Genomic DNA, 17,455 nt, shown 5'->3' on the forward strand with positions numbered 1-17,455 from the left:
CCCCGCCACCGCGGCCGGGCCCTGCGCCGGGCCACCACCGCGGCCGGACCCCGCGCCGGGCCACCACGCCGGCTCTGGCGCGCGCCAGAGCCGGTGAGGCGGCCGGCGGTCAGGACAGGTCGGCCTCGGCCAGCAGGAGCGGCACCGACTCCGGGTCCCGGAGCAGGGCGGCCACCGCGAGCCGGTCGTTCCACTGGCCCGTGGCCCAGGCCAGCCCGCGGGCCAGCCCGTCGACGCCTGTGCAGTGGACGGCGCCCTCGAAGTAGCGCCACGCGCACTCCACCCCGTCCACCAGCAGCTTCTCGTGCGCCACATACGTCGAAGGCGTCGTGGGCAGCAGGGACCGCACCTCGGCGGGCACCTGCCGCTCCTCGCCCTGCGAGGTGACCTCCCCCGAGGTCAGCTCCCCGGCCAGCGGCAGGTCCAGCAACTCGGACAACGACTCGGCCAGATCGTACGGAGCCAGCACCAAGGGCCGGTCCACGACGAGCTGCAGCAGGTCAGGCGCCTCGACGACGACCACGTCCTCGGCCGCCGCCACCACGATGGCCCCCTGGAGCACGGCCCGCACCCGGGACGGCGGCGCCACCCGCGAGGGATCCACCGCGGCCAGCGCGACCCACAACGCACGCAGCTGGGCCCGGTCCACCTCGATCGACTCGTCGGCCATCAGATCCAGGAGCTCCTCCGGCCCGCCGTGCGAGGCCAGCAGCTCGGTCAGGGTCGTACGGACCCCCAGCATCGACAGCGCGCCCTCGTCGAGCCCGGGGGGCGCGTCGGCGTACAGGCCCTGGAGGAGCGGGTCGGCCCCGGGCAGCCGCAGCTCAAGAGGCTTGCGCCCATCCAGCACCGGATGGTTGGCCAGCCACCACGCCGTGTAGGACGGCACCTCCACACCCTCGACCCGCAGCGGATGCAGGGCGGCCCGCAGCGGTGGCCTGGTGAGCAGCTCCAGCGCGGCCCGCCAGTCGGCCACCAGCTCCAGGTCCCGCACCGCCGCGAACTCGGGCACCAGGGGCGGCACGTCCAGCTCGGGCAGCAGGTCGAGCACGTGGTCGAGCCACTCGTCCTCGCCGTCGAGATCGTGGTCGCACTCGTCGGCGTCGAGCAGCATGTCCTCGTCCCGCACCATCGCGAACCCGTCGAGCACACCCGCCGCGGCCAGCACCCGCGCGCCGTAGGTCTCCTCCAGCTCGGCCGCGGCCACCCCGATGTGCGTGCCGGACTCCAGGATCCCCGCCAGCGCCCCGTCGGCCAGCATGAGCTCCCCGGCCGGGTAGAGCTCGCCGTCGGTGCCGGGCAGGGCCAGCTCGGCCAGCCACGGCGCCTCGCCGGGCGCCAGCCCGGCCGCGTCGACGAGGGACAACACGGCCCGCGCCACAGGCTCGGGTTCCGGGCTGTCGAGCGACTGCGCGACGGCGGCCTTGGTCAGCGGATCCTCGAGGACAGTGCGGGGTGTGGCCTCGGCGGCGCCCAGCCTGAGCAGCGTGGGATGGGCGGCGTCCGAGTGCACGATGCGCAGCCCGAGTGGGGTCAGGTCCAGCTGGGCCCCGCCGTCGGTCAGGATCAGCGTGCCGCGCGGCCCGCGTACGAGCCGGCCGTCCGCCAGCGGCACCGGCAGGGCGCCGAGCGACTCGGGGTCGTCGGCGGGCAGCACCTCGTAGAGCGAACGCCACCACGACGGCTCCCGCGCCTCCACGACCTCGCCGGACAGCAGGTCCACCACGTCGGACAGCTCCACCTTGCGGACGCCGAGCGCCGTCATGGCGGGATGCCGCGGCGGCCACCCGGCGGGCAGCAGCCCGGGTACGAAGTCGGCGACCGTCTCCAGCAGCTCCCCCGACCCCGAGGCGAGCACGGCCGCCTCACGGCCGGAGACGACCCACCCGCCGGCTCCCGGCTCCGGCGCCGGGTGCTCGACCTGCCACTCGGCGTCCGGCTCGTAGACCTCGGCGTCGGCGAAGGACGGCGTCTGCACCACTGGCGCGGGCGCCGACAAGGCAGGCAGCAGGGGCGTGCCGGGCAGCCGGGCCAGCACGGCCCGGCGGATCCTGGCGTCGAGCTCGCCCTTGCCCATGAGGGACGGCACGAGATCCAGCAGTTTGGGGGTGCGCGGCAGCTCACGCAGGAGCTTGACGTAGGCGTCGGCGGCCCGTTCGACGAGGAAGTCGGCCAGCGGCCCCTTGGCGACGTGCCGCCGATCGGTCGCCATCGGGAACGAGGCGATCAGCAGCGCGGGCAGGTCGAGCGGCTCGTCGCTGGGCGTGGGCGCGTGGACGACGGGCGGCACCGTGCCGGGTAGCGGCCCGGGCTCCCCGGTGCCGGTGACGGGCACCGCCCAGCGCAGCGACCAGAAGGGCCGGGCACGCTCCTCGGTGGGCCGGTCGGCGAACAGCCTGCCCACCTCGTCCGGGGTGAACTCGCCCGACTCCGACACCACGTGCCAGCCGTCGGCGACCACCCGGCGCGCCGAGCCGTCGAGATCGATCTCGATGGCCTCCAGCGCCGGCATGCCGAGCAGCAGCGCGGGGCTGGTCTCGGTCAGCATGCGCCGGACCGCCTCGACCGCGCCCTGGTCCCGCAGCGGCAGGCGGACGACCGTGTCGAACCCCTCGGGGATGTCCACCATGGGCGGCTCGTCGAACGGCAACCTGAGCAACGGCACGTGCCCGGACCGGTCGGCCAGCTCGCCCGCCAGCGCGTGGATCTCGCCGACCAGGGCGGCGGTCTCCGTACGCGACCAGCGAACGGCGCCGCTCCCGCGCGAGCCGATGGACGGCGCGTCGGTGACCGAGACCACCGCCGCGAACCCGACACCGAACCGCCCCACCGCGCCCGCCTCGTCCCGCTTGCCCGAGGCACGCAGCGTGGACAGGCTCTGCACGCCGATGGCGTCGAGCGGGGCGCCGGTGTTGGCGGCCGTGAGGACGTCGCCGCGCAGCGTCAGCCGCAGCACCCCTGGCACGCCCGCGCGCAGCGCCGCGTCGGCGGCGTTCTGCGTGAGCTCGACGATCAGACGGTCGCGGTAGCCGCCGAGCGCGAAGTCCTCCTCGGCATTGGCGTCCTCGCGGAACCTGGCCGGGGAGGCGGTCCAGGCCGCCAGGACGGCGGCTCGCATCCGGTCACAGCCAAAGGTGTCGCTCATCGATCACGATCCAGTGTTGAGGAGTAGGGGGCCAGGGTAGGTTAGCGGCCCCGGCCGACAACGATCGCCGCCTGCGCCCGGCCTCGTGGGCCATCCGGAGCCCGGCCTGATCGGCCACCCGGCGCCCGGCCCCATCGGCAGCCGGACCCGTGTGCCCCCGCATACGGGCCGCACCACCGCCCGCCGGGCGCGCACCGCCGTTCGGTGGCGGCTGGGGCGGCGGTCCGGGCCATGAGGACGGCGTCCGGCTCAGGAGTGGCCGAGCTCCTCGGCGGCGGATTCGTCGACCGACCCCGCCGCCGCCTCTTCCTCCATCAGGTCATACCCCAGGTCGTCAAGGATCGGGATGGCCTGCTCGACAGGCGGCGGCAGCACCGCGGCCTCGGAATGCGCACCGCAGCCGTGGTCGGCGGCGACCACCTTGCCGTCGTCCGGGGCGTATTCGTTAGCGCAGACCCCGAACATGTGCCGCAGCCCACCCGCGAGCAGCCAGTAGAAGCCGCAGGTGGAGCACTGCGCGGGAGCGGCGTGTGCGATCGGCGTGTGTGGCCCGTGCTCGCCCGAGTGCCAGCGTCTGGCAGCCCGTTCCTTGCCAATGGCCGAGAGCACACGGGCTCGGCCCAGGCCGTACTCGAAAACCGCCTGGTGGTCGGCGTCATCGTCGACCTCGGTGAAACCCGGCGCCAGCCGGTCGTCGTCCTCCGGGCTGGGCAGCAGGTCGCCCACGCCGAGGTCGCCGGGGCGCAGGCGCTCGCTCCACGGCAGCCACTCAGGTGCGAGCAGCGCCCCTGAGCCCGGCAGCAGCACCGCCTCGCTGACCGTGACCTTCTTGGCCCGGGAAGCGCGCGTGACGGTGATGGCCCAGCGCCAGCCGTGGTAGGCCCGGTCGAGGCAGGCGAAGTAGTGGGTGACGATCCGGTCGCCCTCGCTCTCGAAGCCGAGGTGCTCGCCGGGCTCGCCCGGACGCGCCAGCTCCTCGGCCGCGGCGCGCGCCAGATCGACCGCCTCGGCACAGGCCTGGTCGGGAGCGGAGACGCGGGCCCTGGTGCGGCTCATCGGACCGCCTCCGGCGAAAGGTGCTGTTCGCTCACACTTCATTCTCACCCATGACCGGACCTGTACGGGCACACAACGGGGGTTCCTGCTCCGTTGTGGCAGACGAATCGGGTAAGACTGGTAGGCGTGGAGGGTGGCTGGGAGCGGGCACGCCAGATATCGCGGCGCGTAGGGCGGGGAGTCGCCGACGCGGGCCGTGCGACCGCGCGTGCCGGAAAGGCCACGGCCAGCGGCACCGCGCGAGCGGGCAAGGCCACGGCCAAGGGCGCGCAGAAGGTCGGCAAGGCCACGCGCCGGCTCACGTACGCGAACGGCGCGGGCCGCACCGGGCTGGGCCGGCTGATCGAGCTGTCGGCGGGCAACAGCGCCAGTGACGCGATGGTGACGGTGGCGCTGGCGAGCACGGTGTTCTTCGGCGTGCCCGTCGGCGAGGCCCGCGGCTCGGTGGCGCTCTACCTGGTCATCACGATGTTGCCGTTCGCGCTGCTGGCGCCGTTCGTGGGGCCGATACTCGACAGGTTCAGGTCAGGGCGCCGCTATGTGATGGCGGGCACGCTGTTCGGGCGTGGCCTGCTGTGTTTCGCGATGGCCGCCGCGGTCGGTCCCGGCGACCTGCCGACGTTGTTCATCGGCGCGCTGGGCGTGCTGGTGTTGTCGAAGGCGTACAACGTGTCACGTGCGGCGATCATGCCGAGCGTGCTGCCCGCCGACATCACGCTGGTGTCGGCGAACGCGCGAGTGGCGCTGTTCACGCTGGTCTCGGCGGGGGTGGCGGTGCCCATCGGCGCGGGCATGACGGCGTGGCTGGGCAGCGCGGCGGTGCTGCGCATCGCGATGGTGGCCTTCCTGCTGCTCGGCGTCGTCGCGGTACGCCTGCCGCGCCACGTCGACTCCCCCGACCTGGAGGAGGAGAGCGCCCAGACCCGCTGGCGCACCCTGCCCAAGGTCGGCCCCGCGGTCGCCGAGGCGGTCTGGGCGAACGTGGCCATCCGCGTCTTCTCCGGCTTCCTGCTGTTCTTCCTGCTGTTCCTGGTGCAGGACAAGGCGGTGCCGTGGCTGGCGGTCGACCAGGCATGGGCGCAGGACCCGTTCTTCGACATCCCGAAGACGATCGCGCTGCTGGCGGGCGCCGCCGGGCTCGGCGGCCTGTTGGGCGCGGCCGTGGCGAACTGGACGCGTAACCACGCGCCTCAGCTGATCGTGCTGGTCACGCTGGCCGTGACCGTCGTGACGACCATCGTGACGGCGGTCTTCTTCGGGTTGTGGACAGCGCTGGCGATCTCCCTGGTCACGGCGTTCGCGCAGGAGCTGGGCAAGCTGGCGCTCGACGCGATCGTGCAGCGTGAGATCGGCGAAGAGGTCCGCTCGTCCACGTTCGGCGTCGTCGAGGCGGTGCTCCAGCTCGCCTGGGTGTTCGGCGGCCTGATCGGGCTGGTGCTCTCGCTGACGCAGAGCAGCCTGGCGGGGCTGGTCACGCTGGCCGTCGCGCTCACCGCCGCACTCGGCTGGCTGCTGATCGCCAGGAGGAAGCGGGTACGCGCCACCAAGTCCAAGCTGGCCAGGCAGCGGGCCGAGGCGAGCGAGCACGATCGGGTGCAGGCCGAGGCCGAGACGGATGAGCAGGACCCGCGACGGCGCCAGCCGCGTGGCCATGACCCGCGGCAGGCCGAGACAGACGACAACGACCAGCGGCGAAGCGACACGCTGGACTCGACCAAGCCGCTGACCAATCCCTTCGGCTGAGCCCACGCGGTCAGGCCACGGTGGGGCACTCCCACCGTGGCCTGTGTGGTCGGCCCTTACGCGTCGAGGTCGTCGGCGACGGCCCTCAGCACCTGCGCGATCTTCTTGGCGTGCGTCGCGTCCGGATGCTTGCCCCGCTGGTACGAGGTCGAGATCTCATCGAGCAGCTTGATCAGATCCTCGACGATGACCACCATCTCGTCCGGCTTCTTCCGCTTCCCCTTGACCTTGGGCTTGGCCAGGGTCGGCGGCTGCTCCAGGATCCTGACGGAGAGCGCCTGCTGGCCGCGGCGGCCCTCGGCCACCCCGAACTCGACCTTTTGGCCGGGCTTGAGCGGGCCTGCGCCGGTGGGCAGCGCGGAGGAATGCACGAAGACCTCACCGCCGTCGTCGCGGGTGAGGAAGCCGAATCCCTTGTCGGCGTCGTACCACTTGACCTTGCCACTCGGCACAGGAGGACCTCGTTCAAACAGTCGAAAAGCTGGATGGATGTAGGTTATGCCCCGATGAGCGCTGGAGCGAGCGCATAAAGGCCGGTGAATTACCGGAGTTCGTCGCGCTGGGACCAACCGGTGTACCACGTGGCGAATTCGGTCAGGTCGGACAGGGCCACATCGGCTCCGTGCTCACGCAGCTCTCCCACCGTGTAAGGACCGGTCGCGACGGCCACACTCACGGCGCCGCCCGCGCGTGCCGCCTCGATGTCCGCGACATGGTCACCAACATAAGCCGCCGCGCCGAACCGCGCGAGTGCCGAACCCTTGCCCGCGCCGAAAAGCGAGCCGACCACCTCGTCCACGACCAGACCGAGCATCTCGACCGTGCCGACGGCGTCACGCTGGTTCTTGCCGGTCACCACGATGACCCGGCCGCCGGCCGCGCGTACGGCGGCGATCGCGTCGTGCGCCCCCGCCATGGCGGTGTGCACCGGAACCCCCATATCCGGATAAATCTGCCGATAGAGATCGGCCGCTGCGGCGATCTTTTCGACCGGCAGCCAGTTGGCCAGCTCGACCTCCAGCGGCGGCCCCAGTCGCGAGACGGCGGCCGCGCTGTCGATGGCCACGCCCAACCGCACGGACAGCTCGTCGTAAACCGCCGCGATCCCCGCCCGCGTATCAGCCAATGTCATGTCCAGGTCGAATCCCACCGAAGTCGTCACAGGTGCAGGATGCCAAACCCTCCTCTACTCCGCGTAACGGCCCTTGTTGTGGGACCGTTGGAATGGGAAGAAAGGAATTACTTATCGGAGAGGACCGGCCGTGACCGACACCCCCAAACAGCCGCAGACCGAAGACCGCCTCGTCGCCTCCTCCGCTCCCGCCCGCCCGCACAGGCCCGCGCGATCCCTCGCGTCGCCCGTCACGGTCTGGCAGCGAGTCGTGTCGTCCGTGGCCTCCCTGGTGCGGCTGGCCTCCAGGCTGGCGGCGCTCTCCCTGGTGCTGTACGCGCTGTTCACGGTGTTCCGGGCCAACGAGGCCAACGTCTGGTACCAGTTCGTCGAGTCGCTCGCCGCATCGTTGTCCCTCGGCCTGGCCAACCTGTTCCAGCTCGCCGAGCTGCGCTGGACGACGCTCGTCAACTACGGCCTCGCCGCGATCGTCTGGCTGATCATCGGCTCCGCTCTGGCGAGCCTGATCCGGCGCGCTGCTCCGTAACGACTACTCTCGATGCGGAGGTATCAGGATAGACATGACCAGATCCACCCGTGAGCGGATCATCGATGAGTCCCTGCGGCTGTTCGCCGAGCGGGGCTACTCCGCCACTTCCGTGGCCGAGATCGAGGCCGCCTCAGGGCTGTCTCCCGGCGCCGGCGGTCTCTACCGGCACTTCAAGTCCAAGTACGAGGTGCTCGCCGCGGCCATCAACGAGCACGCCGCCCGCACCAGGAGCCAGGTGGCCGAGAGCCTGGCCGCGCTGAGCGGCATGGAGGCCTCGGTGGATCTGGAGGAGCGCCTGTCGCTGCTCTGCCGGGCCGGGCTGGCCAAGGTGCGCGAGGAGTCCGAGCTGACCCGGGTGTTCTTCCGCGACCTCAGCCAGTTCCCCGAGCTGGTCGCCGTCGTCCGCGAGGGGCTGCTGCAGCCGATGTTCGACGCGATCGTCACCTGGTTCCGCGCGCAACCCGAGTACCGCGACGCCGAACTCGACTGGACGGGCATCTCGGCGGTGCTCGGCGGCGCCGTCGTGCACTACCGGCTCTTCCAGGAGACCGTGGGCGAGCTGCCAGGCCACGCGGAAAAGGACCAGTTCGTCGCCGCCTGGGTATGCCTGGCGGTCGGCCTGCTCCCGAGCCCGGCGCCAGTGAGCGGGCCCGTCAGCTGACGTCGAGCAGCCGATAGGCGAGCCAGACCACGCCGAGCGCCGTACCGATCATGAACATGGTCCCGCTGACCGCCCAGAACTGTGTCAGGAACGCGTTCAGACCCGGCTCGCCGCCCACCCGCAGGCCGCCGACGAGCACCCCGCCGACCAAGTAGCCGAGCAGCGGCGCGCCCGCCCCGAGGAACCGGTCACGCGGCCACCAGCTCTCGCTGAACAGCACCATCACCGCGGCGCCGGCCCACACCACCAGCGGGACCGGGAAGATCGCCAGCAGCGGCAGGTCGAACGGCACCAGCAGCGCCGCGACCACCAGGATCACCATCGCGGCCGTCTCGCGCGGGTGCTCCTTGACGATCGTCCTGGCGTCCCTGCCACCGGTGGCCATCGGGTTCGCGCCGGCCATGGCCGCCCTGCGCAGCCCCGCGAACGGCAGGCCCCGCCCGGGCGGGGCCTGCCGTTCGAGCCGCTCCTGGGCGATCCTCCGGTACGCCCGCACCCCGGGCGGCGGGTCCGGGTCGTCGACGATCGTGGGGAAACGTTTCGTGGACCCTGTCCCCTCGGCGGCGCGCTGACCGGTATCGGCAGCCCCGGCCTGGTCGGCGGCGGCCGCCTCGGCCAGCCTGCGGGCCTCGCGCTCGACCAGCGCCACCGGGTCACCGAACCTGGCCAGCACCTTCGCCACCTCGCGGGCGTTCTGGCTGCCGCCCCGCTCGACCTCGATCCTGGCCCGCAGCCGCTTGGCGAAGTCCAGCCGCTGGTCGGCCCGCAGCACGCCGTGAGCCGCGTCCGCGGCCTTGGAGACGTAGTTCAGCACGAGCTGGTCCGCGCGCTCTATCACGTCAAGTCATGCTGCCCCAATCAGGGGGGACATACCATGGCAACGATGGAGTTCACGGAGTGGATCAGGGGGCGTACCGACGAACAGCTGCGGGCGCTCGTCTCCGCGCGTCCCGAGCTGATCACCCCGGTGCCCGCTCATCTGGAAGGTTTGGCGTCGCGGGCGGCGAGCCCGTCGGCGATCGGCAGGGTGCTCGACCGGCTCGACCGCTTCACGCTCGCCGTCGTCGAGACGCTCGCCGTACAGGACGGCCCGGTGCCGAAGAAGCGCCTGCGCCAGCTCGTCGGCGCGGCCCTGGAGGACGGCGCCGCCGAGCCCGCGCTGTCCACCGCGCTCGACAGGTTGTGCGACCTCGCCCTGGTCTACGGGCCTGACGGCGCGCTCGACCTCGGCCCCGGCGTACGCAAGGTCCTTGAGGACCCGGCCGGGCTCGGCCCGAAGGCGGTGGACGCGTTCCGGCACCATCCGCCGGAGCAGCTCGACGACATGGCCGACGACGTCGTCCCGGGCACCGCGGGCTCCAGCAAGGAGCGCCTGGCGGCCGCGCTGGCCGCCCCCGCGGCCCTCGTCGAGGAGGTGTCGCCCGAGGCCAGAGCAGCGCTCGACCAGCTCGCCTGGGGCCCGCCGGCCGGCCGCGTGCCCAACGCCAGGCGCGAGGTGCGCCGGGAGTCGGCCCGCTCCCCCATCGAGGAGCTGCTGGCCCGCGGCCTGCTGGCCGCGACCGGCGAGGAGAGCGTGACGCTGCCCCGCGAGGTCGGGCTCTACCTGCGTGGCGGGCGGGTGCATCGCGGCCTGCTGGCCGTGCCGCCGCCGCTCGAGGGGGCCGTCCGCGACCGGGAGATGGCCGACCGTACGGCGGCCGGGCAGGCGTTCTCGTTCGTCAGGGCGGTCGAGGAGTTGTGCGAGCGGTGGAGCATCGAGCCGCCGGGCGTGTTGCGTACCGGCGGGCTCGGGGTGCGGGACCTGAAGCGCACGGCGAGTGAGCTGGACCTGCCCGAGTGGGTGGCGGCGCTGGTCGTCGAGGTGGCGCACGCGGCCGGGCTCGTCGCGGCCGGTGGCGGGGTGGACGGCGAGTGGTTGCCGACTCCCGGCTACGACCTGTGGCGGGTCAGGGGGACCGCGGACCGGTGGGTCACGCTGGCGGCGACGTGGCTGCAGATGGACCGGGTGCCCGGGCTGGTGGGCGAGCGCGACGAGCGGGACAGGCCGCTCAACGCCCTGCACACCGACCTGCGCCGCTCGTCCGCGCCCAGCGTGCGGGCCGCCACGCTGAGCGTGCTGGCCGCGGCGCCGGGCCTGGCGCCCGCGCGTGACTCCGTCCTGGAACGGCTGTCATGGGAGCAGCCGCGCCGCCGCGGGCCGCTGCGCGAGCAGCTGACCGAGTTCGCGTTGCGGGAGGCCGAGCAGGTCGGCGTGACCGGCCTGGGCGCGCTGTCCGGGCACGGGCGGGCGCTGATCGAGGGCGGGGACGCCGCCGGCGTGCTCACGCCGCTGCTGCCCGAGCCCGTCGACCACGTGCTGCTCCAGGCCGACCTGACCGCCATCGCGCCGGGGCCGCTCACAAGCGAGCTCAACCGCTGGATGACGCTCACCGCCGACGTCGAGTCGAAGGGCGGGGCCACGGTCTACCGGTTCAGCGAGGGGTCCATCCGCCGGGCGCTGGACGCCGGACACGGCGGCGAGGAGCTGCTGGCGATGCTGGCCAGGCACTCGGCCACGCCGGTGCCGCAGGCGCTGTCCTACCTGGTGAGCGACGTGGCGCGGCGGCACGGGCGCATCCGCGTGGGCACCGCGAGCGCGTACATCCGCTGCGACGACCCCGCGCTGCTCGACCAGATCGCCGCCGACCGCCGCTCGGCGGCGTTGCGGCTGCGCAGGCTCGCGCCCACCGTGATCGCCTCACGCTCGTCCAGGGCGGCGCTGGTGGACTCGCTGCGTGCGATGGGGTACGCGCCCGTGGCCGAGTCGCTCGACGGAGACGTGATCATCTCGCAGCTCGACAGCCGCCGTACCGAGGCGGCCGCGCCGGTCCGGGCGGTGGCCGCCGCCAACGGCATCGATCCCGAGGTGGCCGCCGCGGCCGTGCGCGCGTTGCGGGCGGGCGACGCGGCGCACCTGGCGCGGCGCGAGCCCGTCGACGCCCCCAACGGCCAGGTCCCGCGCGGGCCCGCGACCGCCACGATCTCGGCCCTGCAGGATGCCATCAAGCAGGGTGTCCGCGTGTGGATCGGCTATCTCGACTCGCAGGGCAACGCGACCTCCCGCATCCTGGAGCCGGCCAGGATGGAGGGCGGCTACCTGACCGCGTACGACGAGACCAGGGCCGCCGTCCACCGCTTCGCCCTGCACCGCATCACGGGCGTGGCCGGCCTCTAGCAAGGGAGCGCCCTCGCCTGGAGGAGGAGCGACGGGGGAAGGCGGCGGCATCTGGCGACCGAGCCCGCCTCACGCAGTGAGGCCATGAGCAGGACCCAGCAGCTCCAGCAACCGCTCCGCCGCGCCGGCCGCGGGCCCGTCGCCGGAGGCCAGCCGCGTCAGGCCCGATGCCGCGTCGGCCGGGTACCTGACCGACAACCCACCTGCCAGCGCCAGGGCCGCCGCCGCCGACCGTGCCGGGTCCTCGGTCCAGGCGAGCGCGAGCTTGAGCGCCTCAGGCGCCAGCGTGTCGTCGGCGCACATGAACGAGAGCGCCTCAGCCGCCGCCAAGCGCTCCGCTCCCGTCCCGTGTGCCCACACCTCGAGGAACTCCTGCTGGACGTCCCTGAGCGCGTACACGGCCAGCGACGCCACACCCTCCGCCGCCCGTACCCGGACGTCGGGCCCTTCGCCGGGCAGCGACCTGACCCATTCGCGCAGCGGCTGCCACAACCAGAACCCGTACCGCGCGACCAGCTCGGCGACCACCTGCCGGCGGTGGCGCGGCGCGCGGAAGGCCACCAGGCCGCCGGAGACGGCGATGAGCGGATGAGCGCCGGCCGGCGCGTGCGGTCCCCGCTCGTGCGCCCGCCAGATGCGGTCCAGCCGGGCGAGCTGCGCCTCGAACGCGGGCTCGGCCAGCGGATGCGTGAACGCGAGCGCCGCCGCGGCGAGCACCTCGCGCATGGCCGGCTTGGTGTCGAACCACGCGGCCACCTCGTCCCCCACCGGCTCCTCGGCCGGCACCAGCCCGGCGGCCAGCCGCACGACCTGCGCGGGGGTGGTCAGGGTCAGCGCCCGGTCCCTGGCCCGGGCGAGCACCTCGGGCGCCAGCCCGGCCCGCAGGTCGTACGTGCTCAGGCACAGGTCGAACAGCTCCCCGGGATCGGGCGCGCCCCAGGCCTGCTCGACCTCGACGGCCTGGGAGGGGACGCCGTTCCTGGTGATCACCAGATACGAGCCGAGCTCGGCCAGCTTGCGCGCCAGGTTGACCAGCTCGGTCCGGTCGGTGCTGGCGGCGATCCAGTCGTGCAGCAGGTATGCCCGGCCGGGCGCGTACTCGGTCCTGGAGAGCAGCTCGGCGGCGGTCCGGGCAGGCGACAGGACCGTGATCGTGCCGTCGGCCAGCGACATGCGCGACAGCAGGGCGAGGGCCCCCAGGCGTTTGCCGGTCTCCTCCTCGCCCACCAGGACGAGCAGGTGGCGTGTGGCCAGCCGGCGCACCGCGTCGGGGAAGCCGGGCGGCTCCAGGTAGGAGCGCAGGAGGGTGTCCGCCTCCCGCCGGTTCATGTCCCTCGTGACCGGCGCGGCCACGGCACGCAACCGGTCGTTCACGGATAAGAGACCGAGCGTTATGTTGTCGAGGTCGATCTCGCCCGGTTCAGGCGTGTCGGTCACGAAGTCACCTCGTGCTTGGCGGGAAATTTTTCTACAGAAAATAGCTTGACACAACGAGTTTCTTCTTTTTGTACAAGGGAGTTGCGCTGCGTGACCACGCCTGCCTGACCAGGCATTTCACGCGTTTCCAGCATCCGGAACCACTGACACGGAGGTCGGCGATCTCCTGGATCTCCAACCTTTACACGATCTAGGTCGATATGAAAATAGGAATGGCCGGAGAAGCAGGTTGTTGCCATTTACTGAGTAGTCGTGCATCATCCACAATGACTAGTCAACACAGGTCGAGTCTTGACGGCACATCCCCCTTCGCATCAGGTTGGGCATGTGACCGAGCAAACGCTGGGCCGTTTGGCCGAAGAGTCATGGGGCCGCTTCGACGATCACGACGCGACGTTCTACGAGGGCGTCTGGCACCGCCATCACGCGCTCGCCGAACGCGCGCGCCGGATGTGCGGCGGGTTCGCCGCGGCCGGCATCCGCCCCGGCGACCGGGTGGTCGTGATGATGGCCAATTCGCCTGAGGTGCCGCTGATCTACCAGGCGCTGTGGGCGGCAGGCGCGGTCGTGACGCCCGTGGTGTTCCTGGTCGGAGTCGAGGAGCTCCGGCACATCCTCCACGACAGCGGCGCGGCGGCGATCGTCACCTCCCCCGAGCTGGAGGAGACCGTACGGGCCGCCGCGGTGGACATCCCCGTCCACGTGGACACGACCGAGCTGGAACGGGCGTCCGAGCACGGGGCGGTCCGCAGGGACCCCGGCGACCTGGCCGCGCTCATGTACACGGGCGGCACCACGGGCAAGGCGAAAGGCGTCATGCTGAGCCACCGCGGCCTCTGGCAGGTCGGCAAGGACGCCTGGGACATGTCCCACCAGGAGGGCAAGAACCGCGCGATCGTGCCCGTGCCGCTGTCCCACGCGTACGGACTGATCATCTCGGTCGCCTCGATGCACGCCACCGAGCCGCAGCAGGCCGTGCTCATGCGCTGGTTCGACCCGAAGGCGTTCCTCGAACTGGCCGCCGAGCAACGTGTCCAGTACGGCACCGTCGTGCCCGCCATGCTCCAGATGTTGCTGGCCGAGCCGCTGGAGTCGCACCCCCTGCCCGACCTGTCCTTCCTCACCTGCGGGGCTGCGCCGCTCGGCAAGGACCTGCTGGAGGAGTTCGAGCGCAGGATGCCGGGCGTGCAGATTCTCGAAGGCTACGGCCTCACCGAGACCAGCGCCGTCACCACGTTCAACCCGCCGGGCCGGCGCCGGATCGGCAGCGTCGGCCTGCCGCTGCCCGGCTACTCGATCACCATTCGCGACGGCGCGGGCGAGGCCATGGAGATCGGGGACGTCGGCGAGATCTGCGTGTCGGGCGAGTCACTGATGCTCGGCTACTGGGGCGATCACGAGACCGACCCCGACGGCACCGCGCTGGTCGGCGACGAGCTGCGGACCGGCGACATCGGCTGCGTGGACGACGACGGCTACCTCTACATCGTGGACAGGAAGAAGGACCTGATCATCCGCGGCGGCTTCAACGTGTTCCCGCGCGACGTCGAGGACGCGCTCAACCAGCACCCCGACGTGGTGATGTCCGGGGTGGTCGGCCGGCCCGAGCCGCGCATCGGGGAGGAGGTCGTCGCATTCGTGCAACTCAAGCCCGGCAGTACGGCGACGGCCGAGGAGCTGATCGAGTGGGCCCGCGACCGGGTCGGCCGGGTGAAGTATCCACGGGAGATCCGGTTCGCCGACACGATCCCGGTGACCAGCGTCCTCAAGCTCGACCGTAAGGCGCTGCGGGCTCTGCTCACCTGAGGATCTATCGCAGGATCGCGAACCTGGGTCAGACACGTCTCTATTCCGTGATAAGTGTTGACGTGTCTGGAGGTGAAGATGAGCCAGCAAGACCCGTCGGGGTACCCGTATCAGCCTTATGGTGCCCCCTACGGAGAGCAGCCGCCCCCGGGGTACGGCTACGGATACGGCTATCCCCCGCCCCCGCGCGGCCAGGGGCCGAGCGCCAACGCCATCGTCTCGCTCGTCCTCAACCTCTTCGCCCTCGTCTCCTGCTGCAACATCTTCGGGATCCCCGGCGCGATCCTCGCCGGGATGGCGATCAGCCGGGCGTCTCGTGAGCCCGAGCGCGCACGTACCATGGTGATTTGGAGCTGGGTCCTGCTGGGGCTCGGTTTCGCGCTGGGGCTCGTCCTCTTCATCTTCCTCGCCCTCAGCGGATCCCTCAACGACTGATTGCCTGATCGGGGACTGTTCCTGCCGTCGTGTGTGTTGGATAAGGGTCACCCGTAGGAAGGATGTCCGTGAACGACGGCCCGCTCATCGTCCAGTCGGACAAAACGCTGTTGCTCGAGGTCGACCACGACAAGGCCGGCGAATGCCGCAAGGCGATCGCCCCGTTCGCCGAGCTCGAACGCGCTCCCGAACACGTGCACACCTACCGCGTCACCCCGCTGGCCCTGTGGAACGCTCGCGCCGCCGGCCATGACGCCGAGCAGGTCATCGACGCGTTGATCAGCTACAGCCGCTATCCGGTGCCGCACGCGCTGCTGGTCGACGTCGCCGAGACCATGGCCCGCTACGGCCGGCTGCGGCTGGAGAAGGACCCGGTCAACGGCCTGGTCCTGACCTCCAGCGACCGGGCCGTGCTCGAAGAGGTGCTGCGCTCCAGGAAGATCCAGCCGATGCTGGGCGAGCGGCTCGGCCCCGACTCCGTGGTCGTCCACCCGAGCGACCGGGGCAACGTCAAGCAGGCGCTGCTCAAGCTGGGCTGGCCCGCCGAGGACCTGGCCGGCTACGTCGACGGCGAGGCGCACCCGATCAAGCTGACGCAGGACGGCTGGGCGCTGCGGCCCTACCAGCAGGAGGCGGCCGACGCCTTCTGGCACGGCGGCTCCGGCGTGGTGGTGCTGCCCTGCGGCGCCGGCAAGACCATCGTCGGCGCGGCCGCGATGGCCCACGCCCAGGCGACCACGCTGATCCTGGTGACCAACACCGTCTCGGCCCACCAGTGGAAGACCGAGCTGCTCAAGCGCACGTCACTGACCGAGGACGAGATCGGCGAATACTCCGGCTCGAAGAAGGAGATCCGCCCGGTCACCATCGCCACCTACCAGGTGATGACCACCAGGCGGAAGGGCGTCTACAGCCACCTGGAGTTGTTCGACGCGCGCGACTGGGGCCTGGTCGTCTACGACGAGGTGCACCTGCTGCCCGCGCCGATCTTCCGGATGACCGCCGACCTGCAGGCCCGCAGGCGGGTCGGGCTGACCGCGACGCTGGTGCGCGAGGACGGGCGCGAGGGCGACGTGTTCTCGCTCATCGGTCCCAAGCGCTACGACGCGCCCTGGAAGGAGATGGAGAACCAGGGCTGGATCGCGCCCGCCGACTGCGTCGAGGTACGCGTGACGCTGACGGACGAGGAGCGGCTGGCGTACGCGATGGCCGAGTCGGAGGAGCGCTACCGCTTCTGCGCCACCACGCCGTCCAAGACCCACGTGACCGAGGCCCTGGTCCGGCGGCACCTGGGCGAGCAGGTGCTGGTCATCGGCCAGTACATCGACCAGCTCGACGAGCTCGGCGAGCACCTCAACGCGCCGGTCATCAAGGGCGAGACCAGGGTCAAGGAGCGGGAGCGGCTCTACCAGGCCTTCCGCGACAAGGAGATCCAGGTGCTGGTGGTGTCGAAGGTGGCCAACTTCTCCATCGACCTGCCTGAGGCGGCCATCGCGATCCAGGTGTCGGGCACCTTCGGGTCGCGGCAGGAGGAGGCTCAGCGGCTCGGGCGGGTGTTGCGGCCCAAGGCGGACGGCGGTGGCGCCCGGTTCTACACCGTGGTCAGCAGGGACACGGTGGACCAGGAGTTCGCGGCGCATCGGCAGCGGTTCCTGGCCGAGCAGGGGTACGCGTACCAGATCATCGACGCCGACGACGTGCTCGGCGGCGTGTGACGGAATGACCCGGCCGCTCGCCGGAGCGGCCGAGCATTCTGCGTGGTGTCACGTCCACGAGACTCCGCGGGCCGTCGACAAGCGAACCACCCCCCTCACCTGCGTCCTATCACGCCGCCTGCGACATACCCCCATGATCCGACAAAACCACCTGATATGCCCGATTTTTTCGGTATTCCCGGGTTGGTTCCGCCCCGAGGGTTCTGTCACGTTCGTAACGCTAACGGGGCCGTGTCTACCGCACCAGCATTCCGCCGAGGAACAGCACACCCTCCGCGACGACCCACGAGACCACACCGGCGCCCATGATCCTGCTGAACGCGCGCATGTCGTGCCTCGCCCACGGGAGCAGCCACGCGGCGGCCGTGCAGCAGGCCGCGAGTGCGGCGAACAGACCGGACACCGTGGAGACCGCGCCGAGGCGCCGGGAGCACGTGTCCTCGCCCCCGCAGAACGCCTCCAGGCCCCAGCCTGCGAACACCGACAGACCCCACAGCGCCGCGAGGAGGAAGCTCGCGATCGTGGGGATGATCGGCGAGAACCCGAGCTGAAGCCGCGCCACCTCCTATCCCTACCCATCCC

General features: G+C 71.7%; 14 protein-coding genes. 7 read left to right on the forward strand and 7 right to left on the reverse strand.

The window, feature by feature from the left end; genetic code table 11:
• Nucleotides 1–109: 109 nt before the first annotated feature.
• Entirely contained in the window at nucleotides 110–3,145 is a 3,036-nt protein-coding gene (locus tag ETD86_RS42860) for a sacsin N-terminal ATP-binding-like domain-containing protein (RefSeq protein WP_138672368.1), read from the reverse strand.
• A 249-nt stretch (nucleotides 3,146–3,394) separates the two neighbouring features.
• Nucleotides 3,395–4,201 carry a DUF3027 domain-containing protein gene (locus ETD86_RS42865; RefSeq protein WP_138672369.1) on the reverse strand — a complete coding sequence of 269 codons (807 nt, stop codon included), beginning with the start codon at nucleotides 4,199–4,201 and terminating at the stop codon, nucleotides 3,395–3,397.
• A gap of 126 nt (nucleotides 4,202–4,327) precedes the next feature.
• Between ETD86_RS42865 and ETD86_RS42870 the strand changes: the two genes are divergently transcribed.
• Nucleotides 4,328–5,944 carry an MFS transporter gene (locus ETD86_RS42870; RefSeq protein WP_246149137.1) on the forward strand — a complete coding sequence of 539 codons (1,617 nt, stop codon included), beginning with the start codon at nucleotides 4,328–4,330 and terminating at the stop codon, nucleotides 5,942–5,944.
• Between the two features lie 56 nt (nucleotides 5,945–6,000).
• On the opposite strand, the gene ETD86_RS42875 is transcribed toward ETD86_RS42870, so the two are convergent.
• Both ETD86_RS42875 and ETD86_RS42880 read right to left on the reverse strand, forming a co-directional pair.
• Entirely contained in the window at nucleotides 6,001–6,396 is a 396-nt protein-coding gene (locus ETD86_RS42875) for a cold-shock protein (protein WP_138672370.1), read from the reverse strand.
• Nucleotides 6,397–6,485: 89 nt separating this feature from the next.
• Nucleotides 6,486–7,106 (reverse strand): HAD family hydrolase, encoded by a 621-nt coding sequence (locus ETD86_RS42880; RefSeq protein WP_138672371.1) that lies wholly within the window; start codon nucleotides 7,104–7,106, stop codon nucleotides 6,486–6,488.
• Between the two features lie 100 nt (nucleotides 7,107–7,206).
• Here ETD86_RS42880 and ETD86_RS42885 point away from each other — a divergent pair, with 100 nt between their 5' ends.
• Both ETD86_RS42885 and ETD86_RS42890 read left to right on the forward strand, forming a co-directional pair.
• Nucleotides 7,207–7,602, forward strand: coding sequence for a hypothetical protein (locus ETD86_RS42885; RefSeq protein ID WP_138672372.1), 396 nt, complete (start codon nucleotides 7,207–7,209; stop codon nucleotides 7,600–7,602).
• Between the two features lie 34 nt (nucleotides 7,603–7,636).
• Nucleotides 7,637–8,266: a TetR/AcrR family transcriptional regulator gene (locus tag ETD86_RS42890; protein ID WP_138672373.1), complete on the forward strand. Its 630-nt coding sequence runs from the start codon at nucleotides 7,637–7,639 to the stop codon at nucleotides 8,264–8,266.
• Here the strand turns inward: ETD86_RS42890 and ETD86_RS42895 are convergent.
• Nucleotides 8,259–9,104, reverse strand: coding sequence for a hypothetical protein (locus tag ETD86_RS42895; protein ID WP_138672374.1), 846 nt, complete (start codon nucleotides 9,102–9,104; stop codon nucleotides 8,259–8,261). The two genes, ETD86_RS42890 and ETD86_RS42895, sit on opposite strands and share 8 nt — an antisense overlap.
• 45 nt (nucleotides 9,105–9,149) lie before the next feature.
• On the opposite strand from ETD86_RS42895, the gene ETD86_RS42900 reads away from it, so the two are divergent.
• Nucleotides 9,150–11,480 (forward strand): helicase C-terminal domain-containing protein, encoded by a 2,331-nt coding sequence (locus ETD86_RS42900; protein WP_138672375.1) that lies wholly within the window; start codon nucleotides 9,150–9,152, stop codon nucleotides 11,478–11,480.
• 69 nt (nucleotides 11,481–11,549) lie between these two features.
• Here the strand turns inward: ETD86_RS42900 and ETD86_RS42905 are convergent, their stop codons facing one another.
• Nucleotides 11,550–12,917 carry a hypothetical protein gene (locus ETD86_RS42905; RefSeq protein WP_138672376.1) on the reverse strand — a complete coding sequence of 456 codons (1,368 nt, stop codon included), beginning with the start codon at nucleotides 12,915–12,917 and terminating at the stop codon, nucleotides 11,550–11,552.
• A 327-nt stretch (nucleotides 12,918–13,244) separates the two neighbouring features.
• Here ETD86_RS42905 and ETD86_RS42910 point away from each other — a divergent pair, with 327 nt between their 5' ends.
• The 3 genes from ETD86_RS42910 to ETD86_RS42920 all read left to right on the forward strand — a co-directional run bounded on the left by ETD86_RS42910 (nucleotide 13,245) and on the right by ETD86_RS42920 (nucleotide 16,873).
• On the forward strand, nucleotides 13,245–14,723 hold the full coding sequence (locus ETD86_RS42910) for an AMP-binding protein (RefSeq protein WP_138672377.1): 1,479 nt from the start codon (nucleotides 13,245–13,247) through the stop codon (nucleotides 14,721–14,723).
• Between the two features lie 78 nt (nucleotides 14,724–14,801).
• Nucleotides 14,802–15,158: a DUF4190 domain-containing protein gene (locus tag ETD86_RS42915; protein WP_138672378.1), complete on the forward strand. Its 357-nt coding sequence runs from the start codon at nucleotides 14,802–14,804 to the stop codon at nucleotides 15,156–15,158.
• 62 nt (nucleotides 15,159–15,220) lie between these two features.
• Nucleotides 15,221–16,873, forward strand: a complete 1,653-nt coding sequence (locus ETD86_RS42920) for a DNA repair helicase XPB (RefSeq protein WP_138672379.1) — start codon at nucleotides 15,221–15,223, stop codon at nucleotides 16,871–16,873.
• A gap of 235 nt (nucleotides 16,874–17,108) precedes the next feature.
• Here ETD86_RS42920 and ETD86_RS42925 read toward each other — a convergent pair whose 3' ends face one another.
• Entirely contained in the window at nucleotides 17,109–17,435 is a 327-nt protein-coding gene (locus tag ETD86_RS42925) for a hypothetical protein (RefSeq protein WP_138672380.1), read from the reverse strand.
• Nucleotides 17,436–17,455: the final 20 nt, after the last annotated feature.

This window comes from Nonomuraea turkmeniaca, from assembly GCF_005889735.1.
GTDB lineage: Bacteria > Actinomycetota > Actinomycetes > Streptosporangiales > Streptosporangiaceae > Nonomuraea > Nonomuraea turkmeniaca.